Annotated in this window: 21 protein-coding genes and 2 pseudogenes; 3 read left to right on the top strand and 20 right to left on the bottom strand. The window is 46.9% G+C overall.

Annotated elements, in window-relative coordinates; translation table 11 throughout:
* Nucleotides 1–140: 140 nt before the first annotated feature.
* Nucleotides 141–452 (bottom strand): YbjQ family protein, encoded by a 312-nt coding sequence (locus DXA20_RS01980; RefSeq protein WP_118559089.1) that lies wholly within the window; start codon nucleotides 450–452, stop codon nucleotides 141–143.
* Nucleotides 433–657 (bottom strand): hypothetical protein, encoded by a 225-nt coding sequence (locus DXA20_RS01975; RefSeq protein WP_118559088.1) that lies wholly within the window; start codon nucleotides 655–657, stop codon nucleotides 433–435. The genes DXA20_RS01980 and DXA20_RS01975 overlap by 20 nt, the downstream gene beginning before the upstream one ends.
* A gap of 180 nt (nucleotides 658–837) precedes the next feature.
* Here DXA20_RS01975 and DXA20_RS01970 point away from each other — a divergent pair, with 180 nt between their 5' ends.
* Nucleotides 838–1,368, top strand: coding sequence for a DUF4143 domain-containing protein (locus DXA20_RS01970; protein ID WP_118559087.1), 531 nt, complete (start codon nucleotides 838–840; stop codon nucleotides 1,366–1,368).
* Here the strand turns inward: DXA20_RS01970 and feoB are convergent.
* From feoB to DXA20_RS01950, 4 genes and pseudogenes are all read right to left on the bottom strand, one after another.
* Nucleotides 1,360–3,689: pseudogene (gene feoB / locus DXA20_RS18255) on the bottom strand (ferrous iron transport protein B). The gene DXA20_RS01970 and the pseudogene feoB overlap by 9 nt on opposite strands.
* A 255-nt stretch (nucleotides 3,690–3,944) precedes the next feature.
* The gene (locus tag DXA20_RS01960) at nucleotides 3,945–4,541 is read right to left on the bottom strand and encodes a 50S ribosomal protein L25 (RefSeq protein ID WP_118559086.1); all 597 of its coding nucleotides are present in this window, start codon (nucleotides 4,539–4,541) and stop codon (nucleotides 3,945–3,947) included.
* A 382-nt stretch (nucleotides 4,542–4,923) separates the two neighbouring features.
* Nucleotides 4,924–5,466 carry a rubredoxin-like domain-containing protein gene (locus DXA20_RS01955; RefSeq protein ID WP_022305486.1) on the bottom strand — a complete coding sequence of 181 codons (543 nt, stop codon included), beginning with the start codon at nucleotides 5,464–5,466 and terminating at the stop codon, nucleotides 4,924–4,926.
* Between the two features lie 245 nt (nucleotides 5,467–5,711).
* Complete coding sequence (locus DXA20_RS01950) at nucleotides 5,712–6,095, bottom strand: Fur family transcriptional regulator (RefSeq protein WP_118559085.1); 384 nt, start codon at nucleotides 6,093–6,095, stop codon at nucleotides 5,712–5,714.
* Between the two features lie 144 nt (nucleotides 6,096–6,239).
* Between DXA20_RS01950 and DXA20_RS01945 the strand changes: the two are divergent.
* Nucleotides 6,240–7,567 (top strand): annotated as a pseudogene (locus tag DXA20_RS01945) (threonine/serine ThrE exporter family protein).
* A gap of 66 nt (nucleotides 7,568–7,633) precedes the next feature.
* On the opposite strand, the gene DXA20_RS01940 reads toward DXA20_RS01945, so the two are convergent.
* The gene (locus tag DXA20_RS01940; RefSeq protein ID WP_022305489.1) at nucleotides 7,634–8,935 is read right to left on the bottom strand and encodes an adenylosuccinate synthase; all 1,302 of its coding nucleotides are present in this window, start codon (nucleotides 8,933–8,935) and stop codon (nucleotides 7,634–7,636) included.
* Between the two features lie 147 nt (nucleotides 8,936–9,082).
* Between DXA20_RS01940 and DXA20_RS01935 the strand changes: the two genes are divergently transcribed.
* A complete protein-coding gene (locus DXA20_RS01935) occupies nucleotides 9,083–9,970 on the top strand; it encodes a LysR family transcriptional regulator (protein WP_022305490.1) in 888 nt (295 codons plus the stop codon).
* On the opposite strand, the gene DXA20_RS01930 is transcribed toward DXA20_RS01935, so the two are convergent.
* The 13 genes from DXA20_RS01930 to DXA20_RS01875 all read right to left on the bottom strand — a co-directional run bounded on the left by DXA20_RS01930 (nucleotide 9,965) and on the right by DXA20_RS01875 (nucleotide 20,444).
* A complete protein-coding gene (locus DXA20_RS01930; RefSeq protein WP_243100493.1) occupies nucleotides 9,965–10,771 on the bottom strand; it encodes a DUF4866 domain-containing protein in 807 nt (268 codons plus the stop codon). The two genes, DXA20_RS01935 and DXA20_RS01930, sit on opposite strands and share 6 nt — an antisense overlap.
* Nucleotides 10,772–10,952: 181 nt before the next feature.
* Nucleotides 10,953–12,071, bottom strand: a complete 1,119-nt coding sequence (locus tag DXA20_RS01925) for a protein phosphatase 2C domain-containing protein (RefSeq protein ID WP_158577093.1) — start codon at nucleotides 12,069–12,071, stop codon at nucleotides 10,953–10,955.
* A 34-nt stretch (nucleotides 12,072–12,105) separates the two neighbouring features.
* Nucleotides 12,106–12,318 (bottom strand): hypothetical protein, encoded by a 213-nt coding sequence (locus DXA20_RS01920; RefSeq protein WP_118559083.1) that lies wholly within the window; start codon nucleotides 12,316–12,318, stop codon nucleotides 12,106–12,108.
* A complete protein-coding gene (locus DXA20_RS01915; protein WP_118559082.1) occupies nucleotides 12,282–12,824 on the bottom strand; it encodes a VWA domain-containing protein in 543 nt (180 codons plus the stop codon). The genes DXA20_RS01920 and DXA20_RS01915 overlap by 37 nt, the downstream gene beginning before the upstream one ends.
* Before the next feature lie 51 nt (nucleotides 12,825–12,875).
* Nucleotides 12,876–14,135 (bottom strand): hypothetical protein, encoded by a 1,260-nt coding sequence (locus DXA20_RS01910; protein WP_118559081.1) that lies wholly within the window; start codon nucleotides 14,133–14,135, stop codon nucleotides 12,876–12,878.
* A gap of 14 nt (nucleotides 14,136–14,149) precedes the next feature.
* Entirely contained in the window at nucleotides 14,150–14,713 is a 564-nt protein-coding gene (locus tag DXA20_RS01905) for a tetratricopeptide repeat protein (RefSeq protein ID WP_158577092.1), read from the bottom strand.
* A 282-nt stretch (nucleotides 14,714–14,995) separates the two neighbouring features.
* Nucleotides 14,996–15,187: a hypothetical protein gene (locus tag DXA20_RS01900; RefSeq protein WP_022305495.1), complete on the bottom strand. Its 192-nt coding sequence runs from the start codon at nucleotides 15,185–15,187 to the stop codon at nucleotides 14,996–14,998.
* Nucleotides 15,188–15,340: 153 nt separating this feature from the next.
* On the bottom strand, nucleotides 15,341–16,711 hold the full coding sequence (locus DXA20_RS01895) for a TrpB-like pyridoxal phosphate-dependent enzyme (protein WP_118559079.1): 1,371 nt from the start codon (nucleotides 16,709–16,711) through the stop codon (nucleotides 15,341–15,343).
* Nucleotides 16,712–16,892: 181 nt separating this feature from the next.
* Complete coding sequence (locus tag DXA20_RS17055; protein WP_279222341.1) at nucleotides 16,893–17,216, bottom strand: nitroreductase family protein; 324 nt, start codon at nucleotides 17,214–17,216, stop codon at nucleotides 16,893–16,895.
* Complete coding sequence (locus DXA20_RS17050) at nucleotides 17,213–17,482, bottom strand: nitroreductase family protein (protein WP_279222340.1); 270 nt, start codon at nucleotides 17,480–17,482, stop codon at nucleotides 17,213–17,215. The genes DXA20_RS17055 and DXA20_RS17050 overlap by 4 nt, the downstream gene beginning before the upstream one ends.
* 376 nt (nucleotides 17,483–17,858) lie before the next feature.
* The gene (locus tag DXA20_RS01885) at nucleotides 17,859–18,782 is read right to left on the bottom strand and encodes a CAP domain-containing protein (RefSeq protein WP_118559078.1); all 924 of its coding nucleotides are present in this window, start codon (nucleotides 18,780–18,782) and stop codon (nucleotides 17,859–17,861) included.
* 78 nt (nucleotides 18,783–18,860) lie between these two features.
* Nucleotides 18,861–19,640, bottom strand: coding sequence for an SDR family oxidoreductase (locus DXA20_RS01880; protein WP_118559077.1), 780 nt, complete (start codon nucleotides 19,638–19,640; stop codon nucleotides 18,861–18,863).
* Nucleotides 19,641–19,757: 117 nt separating this feature from the next.
* Nucleotides 19,758–20,444, bottom strand: a complete 687-nt coding sequence (locus DXA20_RS01875; protein WP_243100492.1) for an SPL family radical SAM protein — start codon at nucleotides 20,442–20,444, stop codon at nucleotides 19,758–19,760.
* Nucleotides 20,445–20,475 lie beyond the last annotated feature (31 nt).

The raw sequence follows: 20,475 nt of genomic DNA, 5'->3' as shown, positions 1-20,475 counted from the left end.
AAATTGTGCAACTCTTTTTCGTTGCTTTTTCTTTTCGCAATGTATATACGTTGCTTTTCAACAAGGCAACTCTTTTTTATTGCTTTATTCTTCCCATATAAAATCGGATCATTTTTATCTGGCGCATAATTTCCCCTTGTCTACTTAAACTTTACTGCCGTTCCATACGCGATCACCTCAGCGGCTCCCTGCATCACTGCCGAGGACGCATAGCGCACATTCACAACGGCATCTGCATCCATGCTCTGCGCCTCCATCACCATTCTCTTAGTAGCAAGCGCCCGTGCCTCCGTCATCATCTCATTGTACGCTTTCAACTCGCCGCCCACCAGAGTCTTCAGGCTCTGTGTAATATCTCTTCCAACATTCTTGGACTGAATTGTGCTTCCCTTCACCAGCCCCAGCATCTCCAGTTCCTTTCCGGTAATGTAATCAGTATTTACTAAGATCATCTTCTTCTCCTCCATCGATTTCTTTGATTCTCTCCATACAGACATATATCATCGCTCCGCCTAACGCCGCCGGGATCACTGCCAGCACCACCTTAAGCACTGCAGGCACAAGGCTGATGACCAGACAGAAATAAAGCAGATAATACAGAACGATCAATACAGTAATAACAATCGGTGCTATCTTCTTTTTCTGATGTGCGTCCATACATTCCTCTCCTTTGACATGATGAGACTATTGTAGCATATATTTACGCATAACTCCAATCCTTTCTCATAGTAAATAAAATCCAAAAGTTTTGAAGAAAAGTACATTTTACTATATAATAATCTTGAAGAAAAGCCTATCAGAAGTTTTTAGAATGGAAGCAGCAGTATTCCGGGAAATATGCTATTTTACTTGAAGGAGCCCGGCGACTCAAAAACAATCTTACCCTGCTATAATTCCACGGATCCGGGAGCAAGTCTGCCGGACACAAAAGACTTTGACAGCTATAAATTATATCTTTCTGATACCGGATTATTTGTCACGCTCATGTTTATTGACCGTCCGGTGACCGAAAATGATATATATGCCAAGCTGCTGTCCGACAAGCTCCCTGCAAATCTGGGGTTCCTGTACGAAAACCTTGCCGCCCAGATGATTGCTGCAGCCGGGAGAGAGCTTTATTATCATACCTGGGAAAAACACGGCAGTACCCACTATTATGAAGTAGATTTTCTGATTTCGGAAGGAAGTAAGATCAATGCTTTCGAAATTAAGTCTTCGGGTACAGGAAAACACGAATCCATAAAACAGTTTTATAAAAAATATTCAAAGCATGTGCGCAACATTTATTTATTATCCCAAAAGGATGTCAGCAAAGAAGAAAACCTATTATTCAAACCGTTTTACCTCATACCGTTTTTGTTACAATAAAACCAGCCGCACCAGCATCGCAGCGATCCACGCTACAGCGCACTGCCAGAACACCACGCCCACTGCCCATTTGCCGCCAAGCTCCCGCCTGATGGATGCCACTGCTGCCACACACGGCGTATACAACAGGCTGAACACCAAAAGCGACGCCGCAGAAACCGGTGATAACACGGAACCGATGCTGTCGCCAAAAAGGACGCCCAGAGTAGATACAACGCTTTCCTTTGCCATAAAACCACTGAGCAGAGCGGTGCAGATCCTCCAGTCACCCAGCCCCAGTGGTGCAAATACCGGCACAAGCAGCGAAGAAACAGCCGCCAGAATACTGTCCGCCGAATCGGTTACCATATTCAGGCGCAGGTTAAAGCTTTGCAGGAACCATACAACAACTGTAGCAACTAAAATCACCGAGAATGCCTTCTGCAAGAAATCCTTTGCCTTCTCCCACAGAAGCTGTGCCACGTTTTTTGCTCCCGGCAGACGGTAGTTCGGAAGCTCCATCACAAATGGCACCGGCTCCCCCTGAAAAAGTGTTCCTTTATACAGAAATGCGATCAATATTCCTGTAACAATACCAAACAAATACAGACCCGCCATGATAAGTCCACCGCGTCCCGGGAAAAATACGCTGACAAAGAAAGAGTAGATCGGAAGCTTTGCCGTGCAGCTCATAAATGGTGTCAAAAGAATCGTCATTTTGCGGTCACGTTCACTGGTCAGCGTTCTTGTCGCCATAACAGCCGGAACGGTACAGCCAAAACCGATCAGCATCGGTACAATACTCCGGCCAGACAGACCAATCTTTCGCAGGAGCTTGTCCATCACAAATGCCACACGGGCAATATATCCACTATCTTCCATCATGGACAGGAAGAAGAACAGTGTCACGATAATCGGCAGGAAACTTAAAACACTTCCCACACCGGTAAAAATTCCATCAATGATCAGACTATGCACCGCTTCATTGACCTGCATCGCCGCCAGCCTCTGTCCACAATATCGGACACTGCGTCAATCCCCATCTGCAGAATATTCTGAAGCCACGCCCCAATCACATTAAAGGTCAGATAAAACACAAGCACCATAATCCCCACAAAGCAGGGAATTGCCGTGTACTTTCCGGTCAGCACACGGTCAATGCGCTCACTCCGGATCCGTTCTCTGCTCTCCTTGGGTTTCACCACTGTCTGCTCGCAAAGACGCTCTATAAAATCAAACCGCATATCCGCAATGGCGGCACTGCGATCCAGACCACGCTCCCTTTCCATCTGCTGCACAATATGCTCCAGCATCTCCGTCTCATTTTGATCCAATGCCAGCTTCTCAAGAATTAACGGATCCCCCTCGATTGCCTTTGTCGCCGCAAAACGCACCGGAATCCCGGCATGCTCCGCATGATCCTCGATCAGATGGATAACGGCATGGATACAGCGATGAACCGCTCCATCGTGGTCATTTTTATCGCAAAAATCCTGACGCAGAGGTTTTTCCTGATATTTTGCAATGTGAAGTGCATGACGCACAAGCTCGTCCACGCCCTCATTCTTCGCCGCAGAAATCGGAATTACCGGCACTCCGAGCAGTGCCTCCATTCCGTTCACATCAATCGCTCCCTGATTGCCTGTCACCTCATCCATCATATTCAATGCAACAACCATCGGAATATCCATCTCCAGAAGCTGCATCGTCAAATAAAGATTTCTCTCAATATTCGTCGCATCAACAATATTGATCAATGCCCGCGGCTTCTCATCCAGCACAAAATTCCTTGATACGATCTCCTCGCTGCTGTATGGCGACATGGAATAAATGCCCGGAAGATCCGTAATATCTGTCTCTGCATGTCCTTTGATCGCTCCATCCTTACGATCCACCGTAACACCCGGAAAATTACCGACATGTTGGTTCGATCCGGTAAGCTGGTTAAACAATGTCGTTTTTCCACAATTCTGATTGCCGACAAGAGCATAGGTGAGCAGTGTCCCCTCCGGCAGCGGATTCTCATCCTCCTTAGAATGATATTTTCCTTCCTCACCAAGTCCCGGATGCTCTGTTGCCTGCAGCCGTTCACTGCCGGCGTGGCTCCTTGTTCTCTGATCGATCGGCGCAATCTCAATCTGATCTGCCTCCGCCAGCCGGAGCGTCAGCTCATATCCATGCACCTGCAGTTCCATCGGATCCCCCATAGGTGCCAATTTCACTACCGTCACCTCTGCCCCGGGAATCATTCCCATGTCCAGAAAGTGCTGTCGCAACGCACCCTTTCCTCCCACTGTACGGATCACAGCACTCTTACCTGTCTCTAGTTCCTTTAATGTCATATCTTTTGCCCTCTTCGATTACCGATAATTTTTATCAACAATAATACGCTATACCAAACAGGCTCCCCTGTCAACATAACATTTTCCGTGGCGCATTTTACGTTTTTATTCCGCAGACAACAGATGATCTGCATGCAAACAAAACGGGACTACCCCGCATCCCCGCCGAAACCTCCGGCAAAGAACGCATTCTGCAGTCCCGTTTGTTTTATTGAGTTGGCATTTATGTGTCATAAACATCTATACACTGCACCACTATGATGCAGCAACTGCCTCCGCTTCTCCCTCGGCGTCCTCAGTTTCTTCCTCGTACTGAGATTCCTCTGAAATATCTACGATTGTTGCATCCTCTGAAGTGATCAGCTCGATCTTGTCATTCATCAGTTCCTTGATATCCTTTACCTTGACACACTTCTGATCTCCCAGCTTCTCGAAATCAATATAAACCTTCTCCACAATATCCGCCGGATCTGCTTTATAATGGATTTCGGAAATCTCCTCGTCAACGGAGCCCTTTGCCAGCTCCTCATGCAGCAATACAACCTGTGCTGTCGTAGAAATCTTCTCGCCGGCAACCAGCATCTGGAAATCAATAAACATGATTCTCTTCATCAAAGGATTATAATCAACATCCTTCACGATTGCATTGTACTTCTGCTCTCCGATCTGCAATACCGTTCTGCTGCCCTTCATGTTCTTTCTCATGAAACGCTCTGCCTCAAATTCGGATATCTTCAATGGTACAGATTCCTCCAGATCTCTTCCGCACAAGCTTCCCGGGACATATCCCTCTCTCCGTAACTTTTTCGCCTTTACATTCATGTCTCTTTTCTCAGCATTTAATGTCATCATAATGATTCCTCCTTTTATCGCTGATATTGTTACATGCGTAAAGCAAAGCTTAATTCAAAATGGACTGCTGTAAACCCCTTTCCTGTTAACGGAAATATTCTCATTGAAACAAAAAAAACCTCCGCCACACAGGGTCTCCAGTGTAGTAGAAGTCCAAATCGAATCGGTTTTTCGTTTTATGCACCATAGATTATTATAGTCCCTTCCCGCCAATCTGTCCAATTTCATTTTTGACAATATTTTCTGAAATACAATTCAATTTTTGTGCAAAAATTTAAAAGAGGATGACCACAAACGGATCATCCCCTCAGAATCATATGCAAGCTTTCAAATTATCCGAAGTATCTCTTAAAAAGTCCCTCGAATACAAAGCGTTTGTCAATTAACCGAAATATCTCTTAAGAAGTCCCTCGAATGCTTTACCATGTCTAGCCTCATCTCTAGCCATCTCATGAACGGTATCATGGATTGCATCAAGATCAAGTGCCTTTGCTCTCTTAGCAAGGTCAAACTTACCGGCTGTAGCACCGTGCTCAGCCTCTACACGCATCTCCAGATTCTTCTTCGTGCTGTCTGTTACAACCTCACCAAGCAGCTCTGCGAACTTTGCAGCGTGCTCTGCCTCTTCGTAAGCAGCCTTCTCCCAGTAAAGACCGATCTCAGGATAACCCTCGCGATGAGCAACACGAGCCATTGCCAGATACATACCAACCTCTGAGCACTCGCCGTTAAAATTCGCGCGAAGATCAGCCATGATATCCTCCGGTGCACCCTGTGCAACACCTACAACATGCTCAGCAGCCCAAGTCTTGTCATCTCCCTGCTTAATGAACTTATCTGCAGGAACTCCACACTGAGGACACTTCTCAGGAGGCTGCTCTCCTTCATAAACATAACCACATACAGAACATACAAACTTTGCCATAATCGTAATCTCCTTTTCTTTTATAATATTTACTTTTGATTGCCAATTTCTCCTTAACAGTAATGATTACTGTTTCTGTTTAGAATATAACAAATCTAATTCGCTTTGTCAACTCTTTTTTGAAAAAATTTCTAACTTCTTGATCATTTTCAATCAACAACGCATCCCCGGCGTCCACCGGCTCCGCCAATAATACTCGCCGACCCGCTGCTACTCTTTACCAATAGCACTCTCCCAATCCGCATCTACGCCTTGCACTTCGGACACAAGCCGTAAAAGAGCACCTGGTGTCCCTGTATCTCTCCGTCAAATCCCGCACCCGCGATCTGATCAATATGGTCGATCGGATCCATCTCCAGATCCATCACACAGCCACATTTCTGACAGGAAAAATGATAATGCGGTCTTGTATCTCCGTCAAAATGATCCACGCCGTCTCCGCAATCCAGACGAAGCGCCTGTCCCTGCTCTACCAAAAGATTCAGGTTACGATATACGGTACCCAGACTGATCTTCGGATATTCATTTTTGATATTATAATACACAGCTTCCGCTGTCGGATGAGATTTCGTCGAGAGAAGATAGGTACGGATCGCCTCCCGCTGTTTACTGTATCGCATTGCAGCCATCTCATTCTCCTTTCATGAATAACAGTAATTGTTACTGTTATTTTACCATTTATTTTAAATATGTCAATAGAAGTTTCCATTTCTTGACTTTTCATCGAATCGTTTTATACTTAATAAAAACACAATGTAAAAGGATGTGATCCAATGACAACCAACACACTTCCCCAGAACCACATGGAAATATACTGGCATGATTATGCAAGCCAGATGGAAGATGTGAAAATACGCAATGCCAGCCTGACCGAAAAGGCCTCCATCATCGGAAGAACCGGTCTGATGCTGCTATCCTGCGGAACCGGAGCCTGGCGTGTACGAAGCTCAATGAATTCGTTGGCCAAGCAGCTCAACATTACCTGCACCGCCAATATCGGTCTTATGTCCATCGACTACACCTGTTTCGATGGAGACCACTGTTTTTCGCAGTCTCTGTGTCTGACCAATACAGGAGTCAACACTTCCAAGCTGAATCGTCTGGAGCATTTTATCCAGGAGTTTCCGGAAAACTGCGAGAACTTGTCCGGAGAACAGCTTCATGCACAGCTTGACGAGATCGAGCAGCTCCACGGACTTTACTCTCCGGTTGCTCTCGGCTTTGCCGCCGCTCTGGCGTGTGGCTGCTTCACCTTTCTTCTGGGTGGCGATCTGAACGAAATGATTCTCGCCTTCCTTGGAGCCGGAATCGGTAATTTCCTGCGATGCAAATTGACCAAGCACCATTTTACATTATTTTTATGCATTGTCTCATCGGTTGCCGCAGCCTGTCTGGTTTATGTTGGTACATTAAATCTGGCGGAACACTTTTTCTCTGTTTCTCTGCAGCACGAGGCCGGTTATATCTGTTCCATGCTGTTTATCATCCCCGGATTTCCATTTATTACAAGTGGCATCGACCTTGCCAAGCTGGATATGCGTTCCGGTCTGGAACGGCTTGCTTATGCGATCGTCATCATCCTTGTCGCAACGGTTACCGCATGGATCATGGCGCTTCTCTTCCATTTGAAGCCGATGGATTTTCCTCCATTACATCTATCAGCGGAACACATTTACTGCTCCGGCTGATCACTAGCTTTGGTGGTGTATTCGGTTTTTCCATTATGTTCAACAGTCCCTGTTCTATTGCTGCCGCCGCTGCTTTTATTGGCGCCATAGCAAATACGCTTCGGCTGGAACTTGTGGATTTCGTCGCAATACCTCCTGCTGCCGCTGCTTTTATCGGTGCACTGACTGCCGGCATTTTAGCATCTCTGCTCAAAAATAAGCTTGGCTATCCGCGAATTTCCATTACCGTTCCCGCCATTGTCATAATGGTTCCCGGTCTGTATCTTTACAAGGCAGTATATAATCTCGGCATCATGTCACTGACCACCTCTGCATCCTGGTTTGCATCTGCGATGCTCATCATTCTGGCTCTGCCACTTGGTCTGATATTTGCCCGTATCATCACAGACAAATCCTTCCGCTACTGCACTTGATATATTTTCAATGCGGTGCCGTGCACGACATGGCACCGCATATTTTTTATTTTATCGAAAGGTTCTCTAAATCCATTCTCCCTTTAACAGATATTCGTCTCTCTTAGCGCCCACGGAAACAAATGAAATTTCATGGTTCAAAGACTTTTCCAGAAATGCAATATACGCTTTTGCATGATCCGGAAGTTCTTCCCAGCTGCGGCATCCTGATATGCTCTGCTGCCATCCCGGCAGTGTCTGTACTACCGGCTCATATTTTTCCAGATCACAACCCGGATCAAACTCATCCGTCACCTTGTCGCCACAACGATACCCTGTGATGACCGGAATTTCTGCAAACGCACTCAGCACATCCAGCTTTGTCAGTGCAATCTTATCTGCATTCTGGCATTTCAATCCATAACGACTTGCCGGTATATCGATTGGACCGACTCTTCTCGGTCTTCCGGTTGCCGCTCCATACTCGCCGCCCAGCCTGCGAAGCATCTCCTGCCAGGACTGTGTCATTGCTTTCTCTGCCACAAACGGACCGGCACCCACGCAGGTGGAATATGCCTTTAACACCCCGACTACATGATCAGTTGTGTAGCCCGGTATTCCTGCACCGATCGGAGCATACGCCGCGATCGTGGAAGAACTGGAGGTATATGGGAATATTCCGTAATCAATATCTCTCATAGCTCCCAGCTGCGCCTCCAGGATCACCTTCTTGCCCTTTTGAAGTGCTTCCTCCAGAAACGCTCCCGTATCGCAAATATAATCGGCAAATTTCTCCGCCTGCTCATTGCACCATTGTAACAGTGCCGGAAATGACATCGGCTCTTGATGATAACATCCGGCAAGCTCCATATTTTTGGCATCCAACATCATTTTAAGCCGCGCCTGCATGCCCTCTTCGTTCAACCGGAGCAGATCACCCATCCGCAATGTCTTTTTGCGGTACTTATCGCTGTACGCATAGGCAATTCCTCTTCGAGTGGACCCAAACGCAGACCCGCTTTTTGCCAGACGATCCTCCTCCAACTCATCCTGTATTCTGTGCCACGGCATTGAGATCGTCGCTCTTTGGGATATTTTCAAATTCTTCGGAGAAACGGACACGCCCTTTTGACGGAGCTTCGCAATCTCATCCTCCAGATGCTCCAGATCTACAACCATTCCATCGCCAAGAACACATGTCACACCATCATGAAGGATTCCCGATGGGATCAGATTCAATATAAATTTGCCCTGATCAGCAACAACGGTATGTCCGGCATTGTTGCCTCCCTGATACCGCACGACCACATCTGCCTCTCCGGCAAGAAGATCGATCACCCTGCCTTTTCCTTCATCTCCCCAGTTAATTCCTGTTACCGCTGTCAGCATAATTTTCCCTCCTCAGTTATTTCACCCGGCATAAAAATGCCTTGTTTTTTTCTTCGTCACTCATTATACTGACCTTATAGAAATATGTAAAAGCTATTATTGATATGATTGACATTATTATTTGATATATCAGAAACGGAGACTTCTATGAACATCAATTTTGAGTATTATAAGATTTTTTATTACGTTGCCAAATACGGCAATCTCACCAAAGCAGCACATGTACTTGGCAACAGCCAGCCTAACATTACCCGCGCCATGAATTGTCTGGAAAGCGAGATTCGATGCACGCTTTTCATCCGTACAAACCGTGGCGTCCGCCTGACCCCGGAAGGGGAACGGCTTTACACCCGGGTTTCTGCAGCCATGGCACAATTACAGCTTGCAGAGGAGGAGCTTACGGATAGCACCGGTCTGGAGCATGGCAGCATTTCCATCGGTGCCAGCGAGACTGCACTGAGTATTTATCTGCTGGAGCGGCTGAAGCATTTCCATATGACATATCCAAATATACGGCTTAAGATTTATAACCATTCCACCCCCCAGGCAGTTCATTCCGTCAAAAACGGTGAGATCGACTTTGCCATAGTCACCACTCCTACAACAGCAAAACCTCCCTTGAAGGAGATAAGGCTGGAATCCTTCCGGGAGGTTCTTGTCGGCGGCAAAACATTCACTGCACTGAGCAGTCAGACTCTGACACTCGCAGAGCTGAAAAATTATCCTTTTATCTGTCTGGGCAGGGAAACGATGACTTTTGCCTTTTATCATCAATTGTTTCTGTCACACGGTCTGGAGCTGGAACCGGACACAGAAGCCGCCACAACCGATCAGGTTCTGCCTCTTGTGAAATCCGATCTTGGGCTCGCATTCATTCCGGAATCCATGGCAATTCCTGCCATTCAAAACCACGAAGTGATCCCGATCCATCTGCAGGAAACCATCCCATGCCGTTACGTCTGTATGGTTTCTGATATCAAACGACCACTAAACAGCGCTGCCAGAAAGCTGAAAGACCTGATCCTGCACTCATAACTCCAGACTGTCTTTGCCGGCTTTCCTCATCAGTGCTTCCCTGCCTGCCAGAACAATACCGTCTATTTCCGTCAAATGGTGCAGTATTTTCTTCTCAAACTGGCTGATCGGCAGAAGAACACCGATCTCATCGTATTTGCGTTCATTCTTCACTCCGGTTTCCTGTCCATAGTAAACCATTGCGGAAAGTGCGCATTTTTGAATCTGCTGAAAAGCATCCCATATGATGGCATACGCCTGCGCCTCGCTCATTCCGAGTGCCGCAGTGTCCGGAAGTGCGTAAAGGATCAGTATGCCGCGCTTCGGATTTACAAAATCCTCTTCAATCTCCAGATTATTCTTATACCGACGGACAATATCATAACCATCCGCAAGATAGATCTTTGACCGCGGAGCACAGGTATGATTCTTCAGAATCTCCTGATATTTATTCCACTCATGTGAAGAAATTCTGCGGGCAGATGTCTCAAGCATGTTGCCCTCTGCATCGGTCAGCAGCACCGGATTATCCCCAGCCTTTCCGTGGAAACGCTTCGGGATCAGATATGCCTCCCTCAGCAGATCAAACATACTCCTCTGGCAGATTTCCAGCAAAAGCGCACTGATGTCCTGCTCCTCATATGCCGAAAAAAGTGCTCTTGCAAAATGCTGTGATCTCGTATCCGGAGAGATATTCTCATCCGAAAAGCGGTCATAAAAGGTTTCCTCCAACCGCTCGCATGCCTCCGGTGACTGAAGGATTTTCTCAAATACCTCCTCCACCTCTGTTTCTCTTGGAATCTTTTTAAGCATAGAAGACATAATATCACTCTTTTCTTTTTATTTTTGGCAAATGCTCTAATCCGATATCATTTGTCTTTTTCGGCTTATATTATACTCGCATTTTTTCAAAATACAATAGCTTACGCCGCTTCCTGTCGCAAAAATCCCGGACAGCAATAACCATCCGGGATTCCATTACTCTTTATACTATTGTCTTAATTTATTTACGAAAAACGGATTTGAAAAAACCGCCCTTCTTGCTGCTTTTGCCATCGTCTCCGGCATGATCCTCCGCCTGCGGCTGTTCGTCCGCCGACAGCTCTCCTCCAAAGCCTGCCGGATAAAGTAAATGCTCATAATGCTTTCGCAGCTTCGCCCAGTCCGGCTCATGAAAATACTCCGGCGACGGAACATCAATCTTCGCATCCTCATTGATCAGACACACGACTGTCTTGTCGTCTGTCGTGTCCTCGATATTCCATAACGGCACACTCGCCGTCATCGTTTCGCAGATCCTGTCCGCTGTCGCTGCATCATACAGACTTTCATAACCCCGGTGCATGCAATCCAAATACAGCTTCCAGTCCTGCTCCGGATCAAGAAACTCCCCATTGATATAGTAATGATACAGATCGATCGGATCCTGAAGATTCTTATTACCCAATACACAGTACGGATTCATAAAAAATTCTGTCGCACTCAGGTATACATTCGTCTTACGTCTGTCAGGATTCTGAATCTCCTCTCTGGTCGTCGGAAGATTCAACAAATGCGGAAGAACAACTCGTTCCAGCATACCATCGGTCACCAGCATAACTGCTGCCACTCTCTCCGGAAAGCATCCAAATTTCCACGACTTCTCACCCGCCCGCAGCGGCATGACCGACACACCGTCCGAGCCCTTCTGTGGAAACGTGACTACCTTTGTCTCTCCGGACATTGTCCGAACCAAAATTCCTCCATCTCCGGCATGACCATAGATCACCGTTCTGCCATCGTAGAGTACCACATGAAGAGTGGTATCATATTCATTCAGCATATCATCACAGTCTTTGACATACTCCTCGATTGCCTTCTCCGCATAGCGGTATCCCGCCTTGAGACATGCCATCTTCTCTTCCACCGAATAATCACTTTGAATATGATTCTCCAAATATTTTACCAGCTTTTCCGTTGCCAGCCCGGAAGCAATATCTGAATGACGTGCACTGCCAACCCCATCTGCAGCAACACCGATATACAGTCCGGGAGCAATCTCCCCATGCATATTGGCATCCTGACATACAACACCTGTTTTAATATGTGCTTTTCCTTTGATAGAAAATCCATAGCTTAACATGTCATACGCCCCTTCACCCATCAAAGATGGGATTCTACCATTCGCTAACGTCCCTCTCTTCGATATCCGCTGCCATGCCAGCACCCTCTGGCAGATTATCCAGCTCTATCCTGTCTCCTACCTGACTCTTGGAAATAGCACTCATGCTGTCCACCAGCCAGTCAAAAATACCGGTAAATTCATGCTGCTTCAGCTCAATAACACGATCTGTCAGCTGGAACAGCTCTTCCTTATCATAATCATCCACACCAAGTGCCCAGAACTTAAGGCGTCCGTTACTCCCCTTGGACTCCTCTTCGTGAATGCGGGCTGCAGCTCCTGCATTGCCTCCTTTGTTGACATGGAAACACCGTCTGTGATCATAAATATCCATGGCTTAAAGCAAGGAACTCCGACACCCTGATACTCACGGGTACGCTTCTTAACAAGATCGATCGCTACCTGGATCGCCTCTGCCATATGCGTCTGTCCGCCCGGCTCCAATGTGATCGTTGGCATCTGATCAATCGGCATAAAATCACTGACGATCTCCACATGTGTCTCGAATGTTACGATTGCCACCTCCACACGCTTTCTGGCAAGTGGATCCTGGCATACCTGCTGTTTAAATTTTGCAATTGCCTCATTCAGACTCTGAATCGGTGCACCCTTCATGGAGCTGGAAATATCCAGCAGAAGTACACATGCCATATGTGGTTCGCTCGGTGCTGCAATTCCCCCAAACAATTGCTCCTTCGTGATCTGTTCGCTCATTTTCCTTCCTCCTGATTCCTTTTCATTATAACCCCTGTATATTACATTCTATTAGCTGTTGAAATACCATACAACAAACAGAACAATAAACAATATAATAACTCCGTATACAATGAATACCAGATGTGACTCAATAAAGGATGGCTCCTTTGGTCTTGTATCCATATAATTCTCTGCCATATGCTCCTTCGGATGGATCGGCTGGCTTGCTGCGATCCGTCTCGCCTCGGCTGCTGCCTCTGCCTGCACCTTGCGCTGTCTCTCCTGATGCTTTCGTATCATCTCGCAGTACGGGCATTCCACCTTCTTATTAATGAAAAAGATATGACCGTTCGGACACTTAATATAATCCTTATTCTGTAAAACCTCCATGATGACCTGCATCCACTCACTGGCGCTGGCACGCACGGTAGGATCCTTGTAACCATCCACAAATGTCCGGTAGAACAATCTCTGAAAACTCTCCGGCAGGAATGTAAAGTCCGGCGCATATGTCGGATATGTAATTCCCTTTTTCTTGTAGAAAAACGGAGAAAATCCCTTGCGGATATTGTCCGATGGCTGTGGAATATCCAATGATTCGTCTATCGTATCTGCCTCTTCCGGATCGATCGCACACGCAAACGGATGACATCCGTTCATAAACAGAGAGAACAGATTGACTGCCAGTGCAAAACGGTCTGTCTCCTTGCTGTATGTCGGAAGTGGCATAGATGACAAACTCTGTCCTCCGTATAAACGTTTCTGAAGCTCCGGCGGAATATAATTCGCCTGACCAACCTCGCAGCGGTACATCATCTGTCCGTTCACAATATGATACGAATCTGTATCCACCAGCGTTACCATAAGTGCCTCTGCCGGATCTGATGTATCCAGATTGACACAGATATTCTGAGGGTTCAGATCTCCACAGACCTGACCAAAGCTATGTACGGTATCTACAGCGGCACAGATATTGTATCCGATAAATAAACGGTCCTCCAGATTAATCTCCTCAATTCCGGCACCACATACGACCGTAAAATCCTCCGCACTGTGGAGTCTCGGCATGATATAACCCGCAAATCCTGACTCTTCATAGATAACGTCCAGCGGCCATGTGACCTGCTTACGCTGAATATCAGTCAATTGATAGCGAATCATCAGAGAAAGCTTTTCCAAACGCCGCTTTGTTCTTTTTTCCTGTTTATATACCTTGGCAACGATATCATCAGCACCTTCTACGGCACATATCGTTCCCTCTCCACCCTTTGCGATCGGCTCCGGATTGATGGTATATATTTTTCCCGATGCTCCCCGATACTTTTTCATTTAGTCCTCCATGTCTACAGACAGGCTTTTTTGGCATACTCTGCTGCCTTGTCTGCTGCTGCGGCTGCCTCCTGTGCCTTAACCGCTGCCATACGCGCTGCTTCTGCCGCCTCCTGTGCACGGCTCACAGCCATCTCCATCATATGCTGTCTGGACTCATCCTCCACCACATCATTCGCGCCAACTGCCTCATTGATGATCTGGTTAATGATCCGTCCATCCACGCCAACCCGAACCGGCTCTCTTGGTCCGGATTCCATCTCCACATAGTGCTTTTTCCGTTCCTGCACCTCGGCAAACTCCGTCTTTTGAACGCCCGCCATCTCATAATACTTCTTGGCAAGTTCAATGTTCTGCCCAAATAGAATGCCATTCTCATACATATATGCCAAACCGACATATGCACGCCTGCTTCCCTTGCTCTCCGCTCTGTGATAAAGCTGATATGCCCGGTTTAAATTCTGTTCTACCCCATATGTACCATTCAAGCATCTGTCCGCCATCTCGCAGGTTGCTTCCATATCCTTCTGCTCGATCAACTGTTCCAGATCCTGATTCGTTAATTTTGTATAGTCCATGCCCATCTCCATTTCTGCAGATTATGTCTGCATAATTTAACTCTCCAAAAGACCCAATAACATAAATTAAATCTATCATATTACACGCCAAAAGTCAATGATTCTACCCGTTTTGAGCCGTTTTCTTCTGCATCAAAATCCGGAGTTTCCTGTTCTCTTTGAAACGTTTTCACCCATGTTTTTGAGAAACGGAAAAAAGCCTCCTTCCGACAGTAATTTCCACTGACGAAAAGAAGCCCTTTCGTTTTACCCATTCTTACAGTTTAAAAGTCATGCAACCCTTTAGCCCGGCGGCTGATCCATCTTTCCGATCTGATTGACAAGAATACCTACCTCCTGCTCCAGCTGCCTGCTACGGATCTTCTCCAACGCCTCACGGCGTTCCTCCGGATTCATGTCCTCCGACACAAGATCTGTGCGATTTGTCAGCGCAAGACTAAGTGCAAATCCGCCACTTGCCACATCCAAAAGCATTTTATCACCCCCACATTTATTTTGCGGAGATTGATTGGAAGATATGACTGGAAAATGCTTGAAAAATCATCAAAATCCCCACAGACAACACCGTCTGCAGGGACTTGTGATCAACATTTTTTGAATGATGTCTGAAGCCACATCATTTATTCATTACATTTTCGGAAGACTTGCAAAACCAGGCTCAAGATCCTCATCCGTAGGGATATAATCCTTCATCGTGCCATCATGGAAGCTCTCGTATGCGTACATATCGAAATATCCGGTACCGGTCAGGCCAAATACGATCGTCTTCTCCTCGCCGGTCTCCTTGCACTTCATTGCCTCATCGATCGCAACCTTGATCGCATGGCTGCTCTCCGGTGCAGGAAGAATACCCTCAACTCTTGCAAACTGCTCTGCTGCCTTAAATACGGATGTCTGCTCAACAGAACGCGCCTCCATAAGACCATCTGCATAAAGCTGTGAAAGAACGGAGCTCATACCATGATAACGAAGACCACCGGCATGGTTTGGTGAAGGAATAAATCCGCTTCCAAGTGTATACATCTTTGCAAGAGGACAAACCTTTCCGGTATCACAGAAGTCATATGCATACTTACCTCTTGTCAGACTCGGGCAGGATGCAGGCTCGACAGCGATCACCTGATACTTCTTCTCGCCGCGGAGCATCTCGCCGATAAACGGAGATACAAGACCACCGAGGTTTGATCCGCCACCGGCGCATCCGATAATGATGTCCGGAGTAATGTCGTATTTGTCAAGGGCAGCCTTTGTCTCCAGACCGATCACTGTCTGATGGAGAAGTACCTGGGAAAGCACGCTTCCCAGAACATAACGGTAACCCTCTGTATTAGTTGCTACTTCAACCGCCTCAGAAATTGCACATCCAAGACTTCCTGTTGTTCCCGGATGCTCTGCAAGGATCTTGCGGCCAACCTCTGTATCCATAGAAGGAGACGGTGTCACGCTTGCACCGTAGGTACGCATTACCTCACGACGGAACGGCTTCTGCTCGTAAGAGCATTTTACCATATATACCTTACAATCCAGATCAAAATAAGAGCATGCCATAGAAAGTGCAGTTCCCCACTGACCTGCTCCGGTCTCTGTGGTAACACCCTTTAAGCCCTGCTGCTTTGCATAATATGCCTGCGCAATGGCAGAGTTTAACTTATGGCTGCCGCTTGTGTTATTACCCTCAAATTTGTAATAAATCTTTGCCGGTGTATCGAGCTTCTTCTCCAGGCAGTATGCACGCACCAGCGGTGACGGACGATACATGCGGTAGAATCCAAGGATCTCATCCGGAATATCGAAATATGGTGTCGTATCGTCAAGCTCCTGCTTAGCAAGCTCTGTACAGAATACATGCTCCAGCTCTGCCAGTGTCATTGGCTCGTGGGTTGCCGGATTTAAAAGCGGTGCCGGCTTATTTTTCATGTCCGCACGAACGTTATACCACTGCTTCGGCATTTCCTCCTCACTCAGGTAAATTTTGTAAGGTATTTCCTGACTCATCATGATGTTTACTCCTCCTGTGTTAATTTGTTAGTTTATATTTTCTGTTGCATTTCGCTTTAATATCCTTAAATATTCTACTCTATTTCACAAACAGCGTCAATGAAAATACCGCACCGACAGTGGATTTTTTACAGATGCACAGGTGTGCCCATTCTCCTTGCCATCTCACACGTTCCGCAGATTACGACCGGTACTCCACCACGTCATCCCACGCCTTTCTTGGCCGCGGTGCCGGAGCCTCGTCCCCGTACCCCAGTGCCACAACGCCGGTAAGCTGATCCTTCGTTCCGATCTCCTGAACCAGCTCATTATATGCAAAGCAGGTGTTGGCGATCCACAGAGAGCCGACACCAAGCTCCGTCGCCCGCAAAAGCATATTTTCCACGGCTGCGCCGATCGAGAGCGAATCGCAGCTTTCCACGATTCTCTGCTCCGCGCCGATCTCCTCATAAAATGTGCCGCCATTCGTATTTAAAACTGCCACCAGCACCGGAACAGCCTTCATGATCTCCAGCGTATGAGCCGCGTCCGGCAGACCATAGGCAAACCCGGCAGATCGGTAATTCCGCTTTGCTCCCGCTTAATTCCTTTCTCCATGGCTGCCACCAGCCGTTTTTTCGCTTCTCCCTGATACACAATAAACTTCCACGGCTGTCTGTTCTTGGCGGAAGGTGCCAAAAGCGCCGCCCGAAGAATATCGTTAATCTTCTCCTCCTCCAGCGGGATATCCTTATATTTCCGTATACTTCTGCGATCTGTAATAGCCTTCATAAATGCTCCTCCTGTTCCGGGATGTCACAAACTGCTCCTGCAAATACCGATTGTTCTAAGTTTTCTCAGTTACACCTTCTTGCCCTTCGGACAAGAAGTATCCCTCGCTCAAAGAGCTCGGTCAATTCTGATTTCTTTTATTGTCGCACACAAAGCCCTTTTCATTCAAGTTTTTTCTGCCGAAAATCCGAACGATTGATGCAACATTTCTCATTTTCGTGATTTTCTGTTATATTTTGTGTGTTTTTGTACACATAACAAGGGTGACGTTTCATTTTTCATCTTGAAAACGTCACCCTGTTTTTAATCTCTCTTAAAGATTTTTTATTCTCTTTATAATCTTACTTTCTACTCCGGCATCCCGCATATTATCTCTTTAAGCCAGGCATCTCAAACGGGTCCATTGTCCATAGACCTTCTTTCCGTTGCTTACGGTATAAGCACGCACACGGATAAAATAATCTTTTCCGGCTTTCAATTTCTTTCCTTTATATTTGCGGATCACCTGCTTCGTCTGTGACTGCTTTGGCGAAAATGTCTGCTTCTGTTTGAAATTCTTCTTATTGGAAATCTGAATCTGACATCCCTTGATCGATCCGGGTTTATTCCATGTTACGGTAAAAATATGTTTAAAAATTCCAACAGACCAGTGGAAATTTCCCGTATCCGGCACTTCTTCTGTGGATGGTGCGGGCGTGGCAGTCGGAGTACTTTCGATTCCACCGGAGGTATCGCCAACCAATGTCGTTTTTGATGATGTATCTAATGCCACCTGGTAAGTAACCTCTTTGTTATCAGGCTGCGTTACGCTCTGCGTTGTACCACGACCAAAGCACTGTACCCAGTATGTACCGGATGAGGTAACAATACAGCCAACTCCGATTGATTGAAAGCCGGTATTTAAAATGTTCGCCTTGTGTCCGGACGAATGCATCCACAGTTCCATCACCTGCGCCGGTGTGCCGCAAAGTACGTTGCCTCCCATTGCAATATTTTCACCGGACATCTTGCTGCTGGCGGTGAAACAGCGCTCACCGTTTGGTCTTGTATGATTAAAGTTTACAACCGTCTCTGCCGCTCGGAGCATTGCTGCCGACAAAAGCTCTTCATCCATCTCAAGCGGCTCTGCGCCAACCTTTGCACGCTCCTGATTTACCAGCTCCAGCACCTGAAATGCATGATCATATCTTGCTGTACCGGAAACATCCTTCGTTTCTGCTTTTGCACTCTGACCTCCAAGGATCAGAACCAATCCAAACAAAACTGCCGCAAAAGCAGTCCTAAGTTGATTTATTTTCATATTGATCACCTTTCCTTTCTTTTGATGATTCTTCCATTTATTGCAATCATTTCCACTTCTCTTTCCGATATCACCGGATCATTTTCTCCGGATCCGGTGAAGCTGCGGGCGCAGTGTGATCTCTGTCACGACCGCACCCTCTCTCATGTAGAGAATATCCCGTACCGTCTCTGCGATCTCCTCCGGAAGAAGATACGAAGCTTCCTCCTCTCCCTGAGCAAAGTCCGCATTTCGGTACAGCTCCGTTTTCGTCATGTCCGGCTGGATCGTCACAACACGCACGCCATACTTGCGCACCTCATCAAACAAGCTGCGTGAAAAACTGCTGAGCCCCGCCTTTGTCGCCCCATAGGCGCATCCGTGCGGATTGTTTAGCTGTGCCGTCACCGAGGAAATATTAATGATCGTCCCGGCACATTTCTTCAGATTCCTCAGTAACAGACTCGTCAAAACCATCGGCACTTCAAGATTTGTGCGGACCAGCTTCTGTATCTTCTGCGTATTTAATTCTTCATGAAGTCCATAATAACCCACACCGGCATTATTCACCAGAAGCTGAACGCCTCCCTGCCGGCGGATCTGCTTAATCTGTCTTTCTAGCTCCTGCGTATCGAGCAGATCACAGACGATCCGGTGAAGCATTCCCTTTTCTTCGTTCTGCGCATCTGTCCCATTTTCCGTACAGATTTTTCCCGTCAGATCTCGCTTTGTGTCAATTTGGTCCGGCTCCTCATCCGAAAAGCTTCGTCCAAAGCCATACACCTCGTATCCCATCTCCACCAGCACTCCGCTGATCTCTTTGCCGATGCCGGAGGATGCTCCTGTCACGATCGCTCTTTTCTTCACCTGATCCCTCATACTGCTATTTCTTCCCTTTCTCCGTCTGTTATCAATCACTGTTCCTTCCGCCGAAAGATCTTCTCCAGCCGTTACCTATTCCTTCCACCTGAAATCCTTTCCATCTATTGCCAATCTCTATTCCTTCCACCGAAAGATCTTCTCCTCCGGAATCCATTCTCTGATCCGGTCCACCACATGCTGCTCCATCTCATTCATCAGTCTGTCCGGATAATGGTACACACCTCCATCATTCACAAACGGAAACTGCACTACCGCACTGTCTCTCTGGCTGCGCCGCAGCTTCTTCATATAGTCCTGTGATATCCGGAATGACCCCACACTGACATCCCACACCTGACTCATATCAATCTGACCGGCCACCTGATCAAGCATTGCATCATACTGCCTCTGCCAGTCCGGACAATAAATGATCGGGTCAAAACACAGGCGTACCGGAAATCCGGTTTCTATCGCCTTTGCCGCACAGCGGATTCTTTCTCTTAAAGCGGCAGTACCGTGCTCGCACTCCTTCCGGATCCACTCCGGCGAAAGTGTAAAAGAAAAGATCACATTTTCGTTTGGAACCAATCTGTCCCATAAATCGGTCCGACCGCATTTCGTCCTTATCTCGATGCGAAGCCCCGGATGAGTCCGCACGAAATCATTCCATGCACGGACAAAGCCTGTCAGGTCTTCCAAAGCCATCAGATCCGTATCATAGGAAACACACAGGTACACATCATGCTTCGCCAGTATTTCCTCCAGTTCTGCAAAAATATCTTCAATATTGACAAATATTACCAGGTTGCCCGACGGATACATTCCCTTCAGATAACAATATTCGCAATTATAA

The sequence above is a fragment of the Roseburia sp. AM59-24XD genome, assembly GCF_003478445.1.
In the GTDB taxonomy this organism is placed as follows: Bacteria; Bacillota; Clostridia; order Lachnospirales; family Lachnospiraceae; genus Jutongia.
The sequence above is the reverse complement of the archived record's forward strand: the minus strand, read 5'-3'. Positions and strand labels throughout refer to the sequence as shown.

Excerpts from the sequence above, each read along its gene's own strand:
- DXA20_RS01980 (WP_118559089.1), bottom strand. The coding sequence starts at position 452 with ATGATCTTAGTAAATACTGATTACATTACCGGAAAGGAACTGGAGATG.
- DXA20_RS01975 (WP_118559088.1), bottom strand. The coding sequence starts at position 657 with ATGGACGCACATCAGAAAAAGAAGATAGCACCGATTGTTATTACTGTA.
- DXA20_RS01970 (WP_118559087.1), top strand. The coding sequence starts at position 838 with ATGCTATTTTACTTGAAGGAGCCCGGCGACTCAAAAACAATCTTACCC.
- DXA20_RS01960 (WP_118559086.1), bottom strand. The coding sequence starts at position 4,541 with ATGATGACATTAAATGCTGAGAAAAGAGACATGAATGTAAAGGCGAAA.
- DXA20_RS01955 (WP_022305486.1), bottom strand. The coding sequence starts at position 5,466 with ATGGCAAAGTTTGTATGTTCTGTATGTGGTTATGTTTATGAAGGAGAG.
- DXA20_RS01950 (WP_118559085.1), bottom strand. The coding sequence starts at position 6,095 with ATGGCTGCAATGCGATACAGTAAACAGCGGGAGGCGATCCGTACCTAT.
- DXA20_RS01940 (WP_022305489.1), bottom strand. The coding sequence starts at position 8,935 with ATGCTGACAGCGGTAACAGGAATTAACTGGGGAGATGAAGGAAAAGGC.
- DXA20_RS01935 (WP_022305490.1), top strand. The coding sequence starts at position 9,083 with ATGAACATCAATTTTGAGTATTATAAGATTTTTTATTACGTTGCCAAA.
- DXA20_RS01930 (WP_243100493.1), bottom strand. The coding sequence starts at position 10,771 with ATGTCTTCTATGCTTAAAAAGATTCCAAGAGAAACAGAGGTGGAGGAG.
- DXA20_RS01925 (WP_158577093.1), bottom strand. The coding sequence starts at position 12,071 with ATGTTAAGCTATGGATTTTCTATCAAAGGAAAAGCACATATTAAAACA.
- DXA20_RS01915 (WP_118559082.1), bottom strand. The coding sequence starts at position 12,824 with ATGAGCGAACAGATCACGAAGGAGCAATTGTTTGGGGGAATTGCAGCA.
- DXA20_RS01910 (WP_118559081.1), bottom strand. The coding sequence starts at position 14,135 with ATGAAAAAGTATCGGGGAGCATCGGGAAAAATATATACCATCAATCCG.
- DXA20_RS01905 (WP_158577092.1), bottom strand. The coding sequence starts at position 14,713 with ATGGACTATACAAAATTAACGAATCAGGATCTGGAACAGTTGATCGAG.
- DXA20_RS01900 (WP_022305495.1), bottom strand. The coding sequence starts at position 15,187 with ATGCTTTTGGATGTGGCAAGTGGCGGATTTGCACTTAGTCTTGCGCTG.
- DXA20_RS01895 (WP_118559079.1), bottom strand. The coding sequence starts at position 16,711 with ATGATGAGTCAGGAAATACCTTACAAAATTTACCTGAGTGAGGAGGAA.
- DXA20_RS17055 (WP_279222341.1), bottom strand. The coding sequence starts at position 17,216 with ATGAAGGCTGTTCCGGTGCTGGTGGCAGTTTTAAATACGAATGGCGGC.
- DXA20_RS17050 (WP_279222340.1), bottom strand. The coding sequence starts at position 17,482 with ATGAAGGCTATTACAGATCGCAGAAGTATACGGAAATATAAGGATATC.
- DXA20_RS01885 (WP_118559078.1), bottom strand. The coding sequence starts at position 18,782 with ATGAAAATAAATCAACTTAGGACTGCTTTTGCGGCAGTTTTGTTTGGA.
- DXA20_RS01880 (WP_118559077.1), bottom strand. The coding sequence starts at position 19,640 with ATGAGGGATCAGGTGAAGAAAAGAGCGATCGTGACAGGAGCATCCTCC.
- DXA20_RS01875 (WP_243100492.1), bottom strand. The coding sequence starts at position 20,444 with ATGTATCCGTCGGGCAACCTGGTAATATTTGTCAATATTGAAGATATT.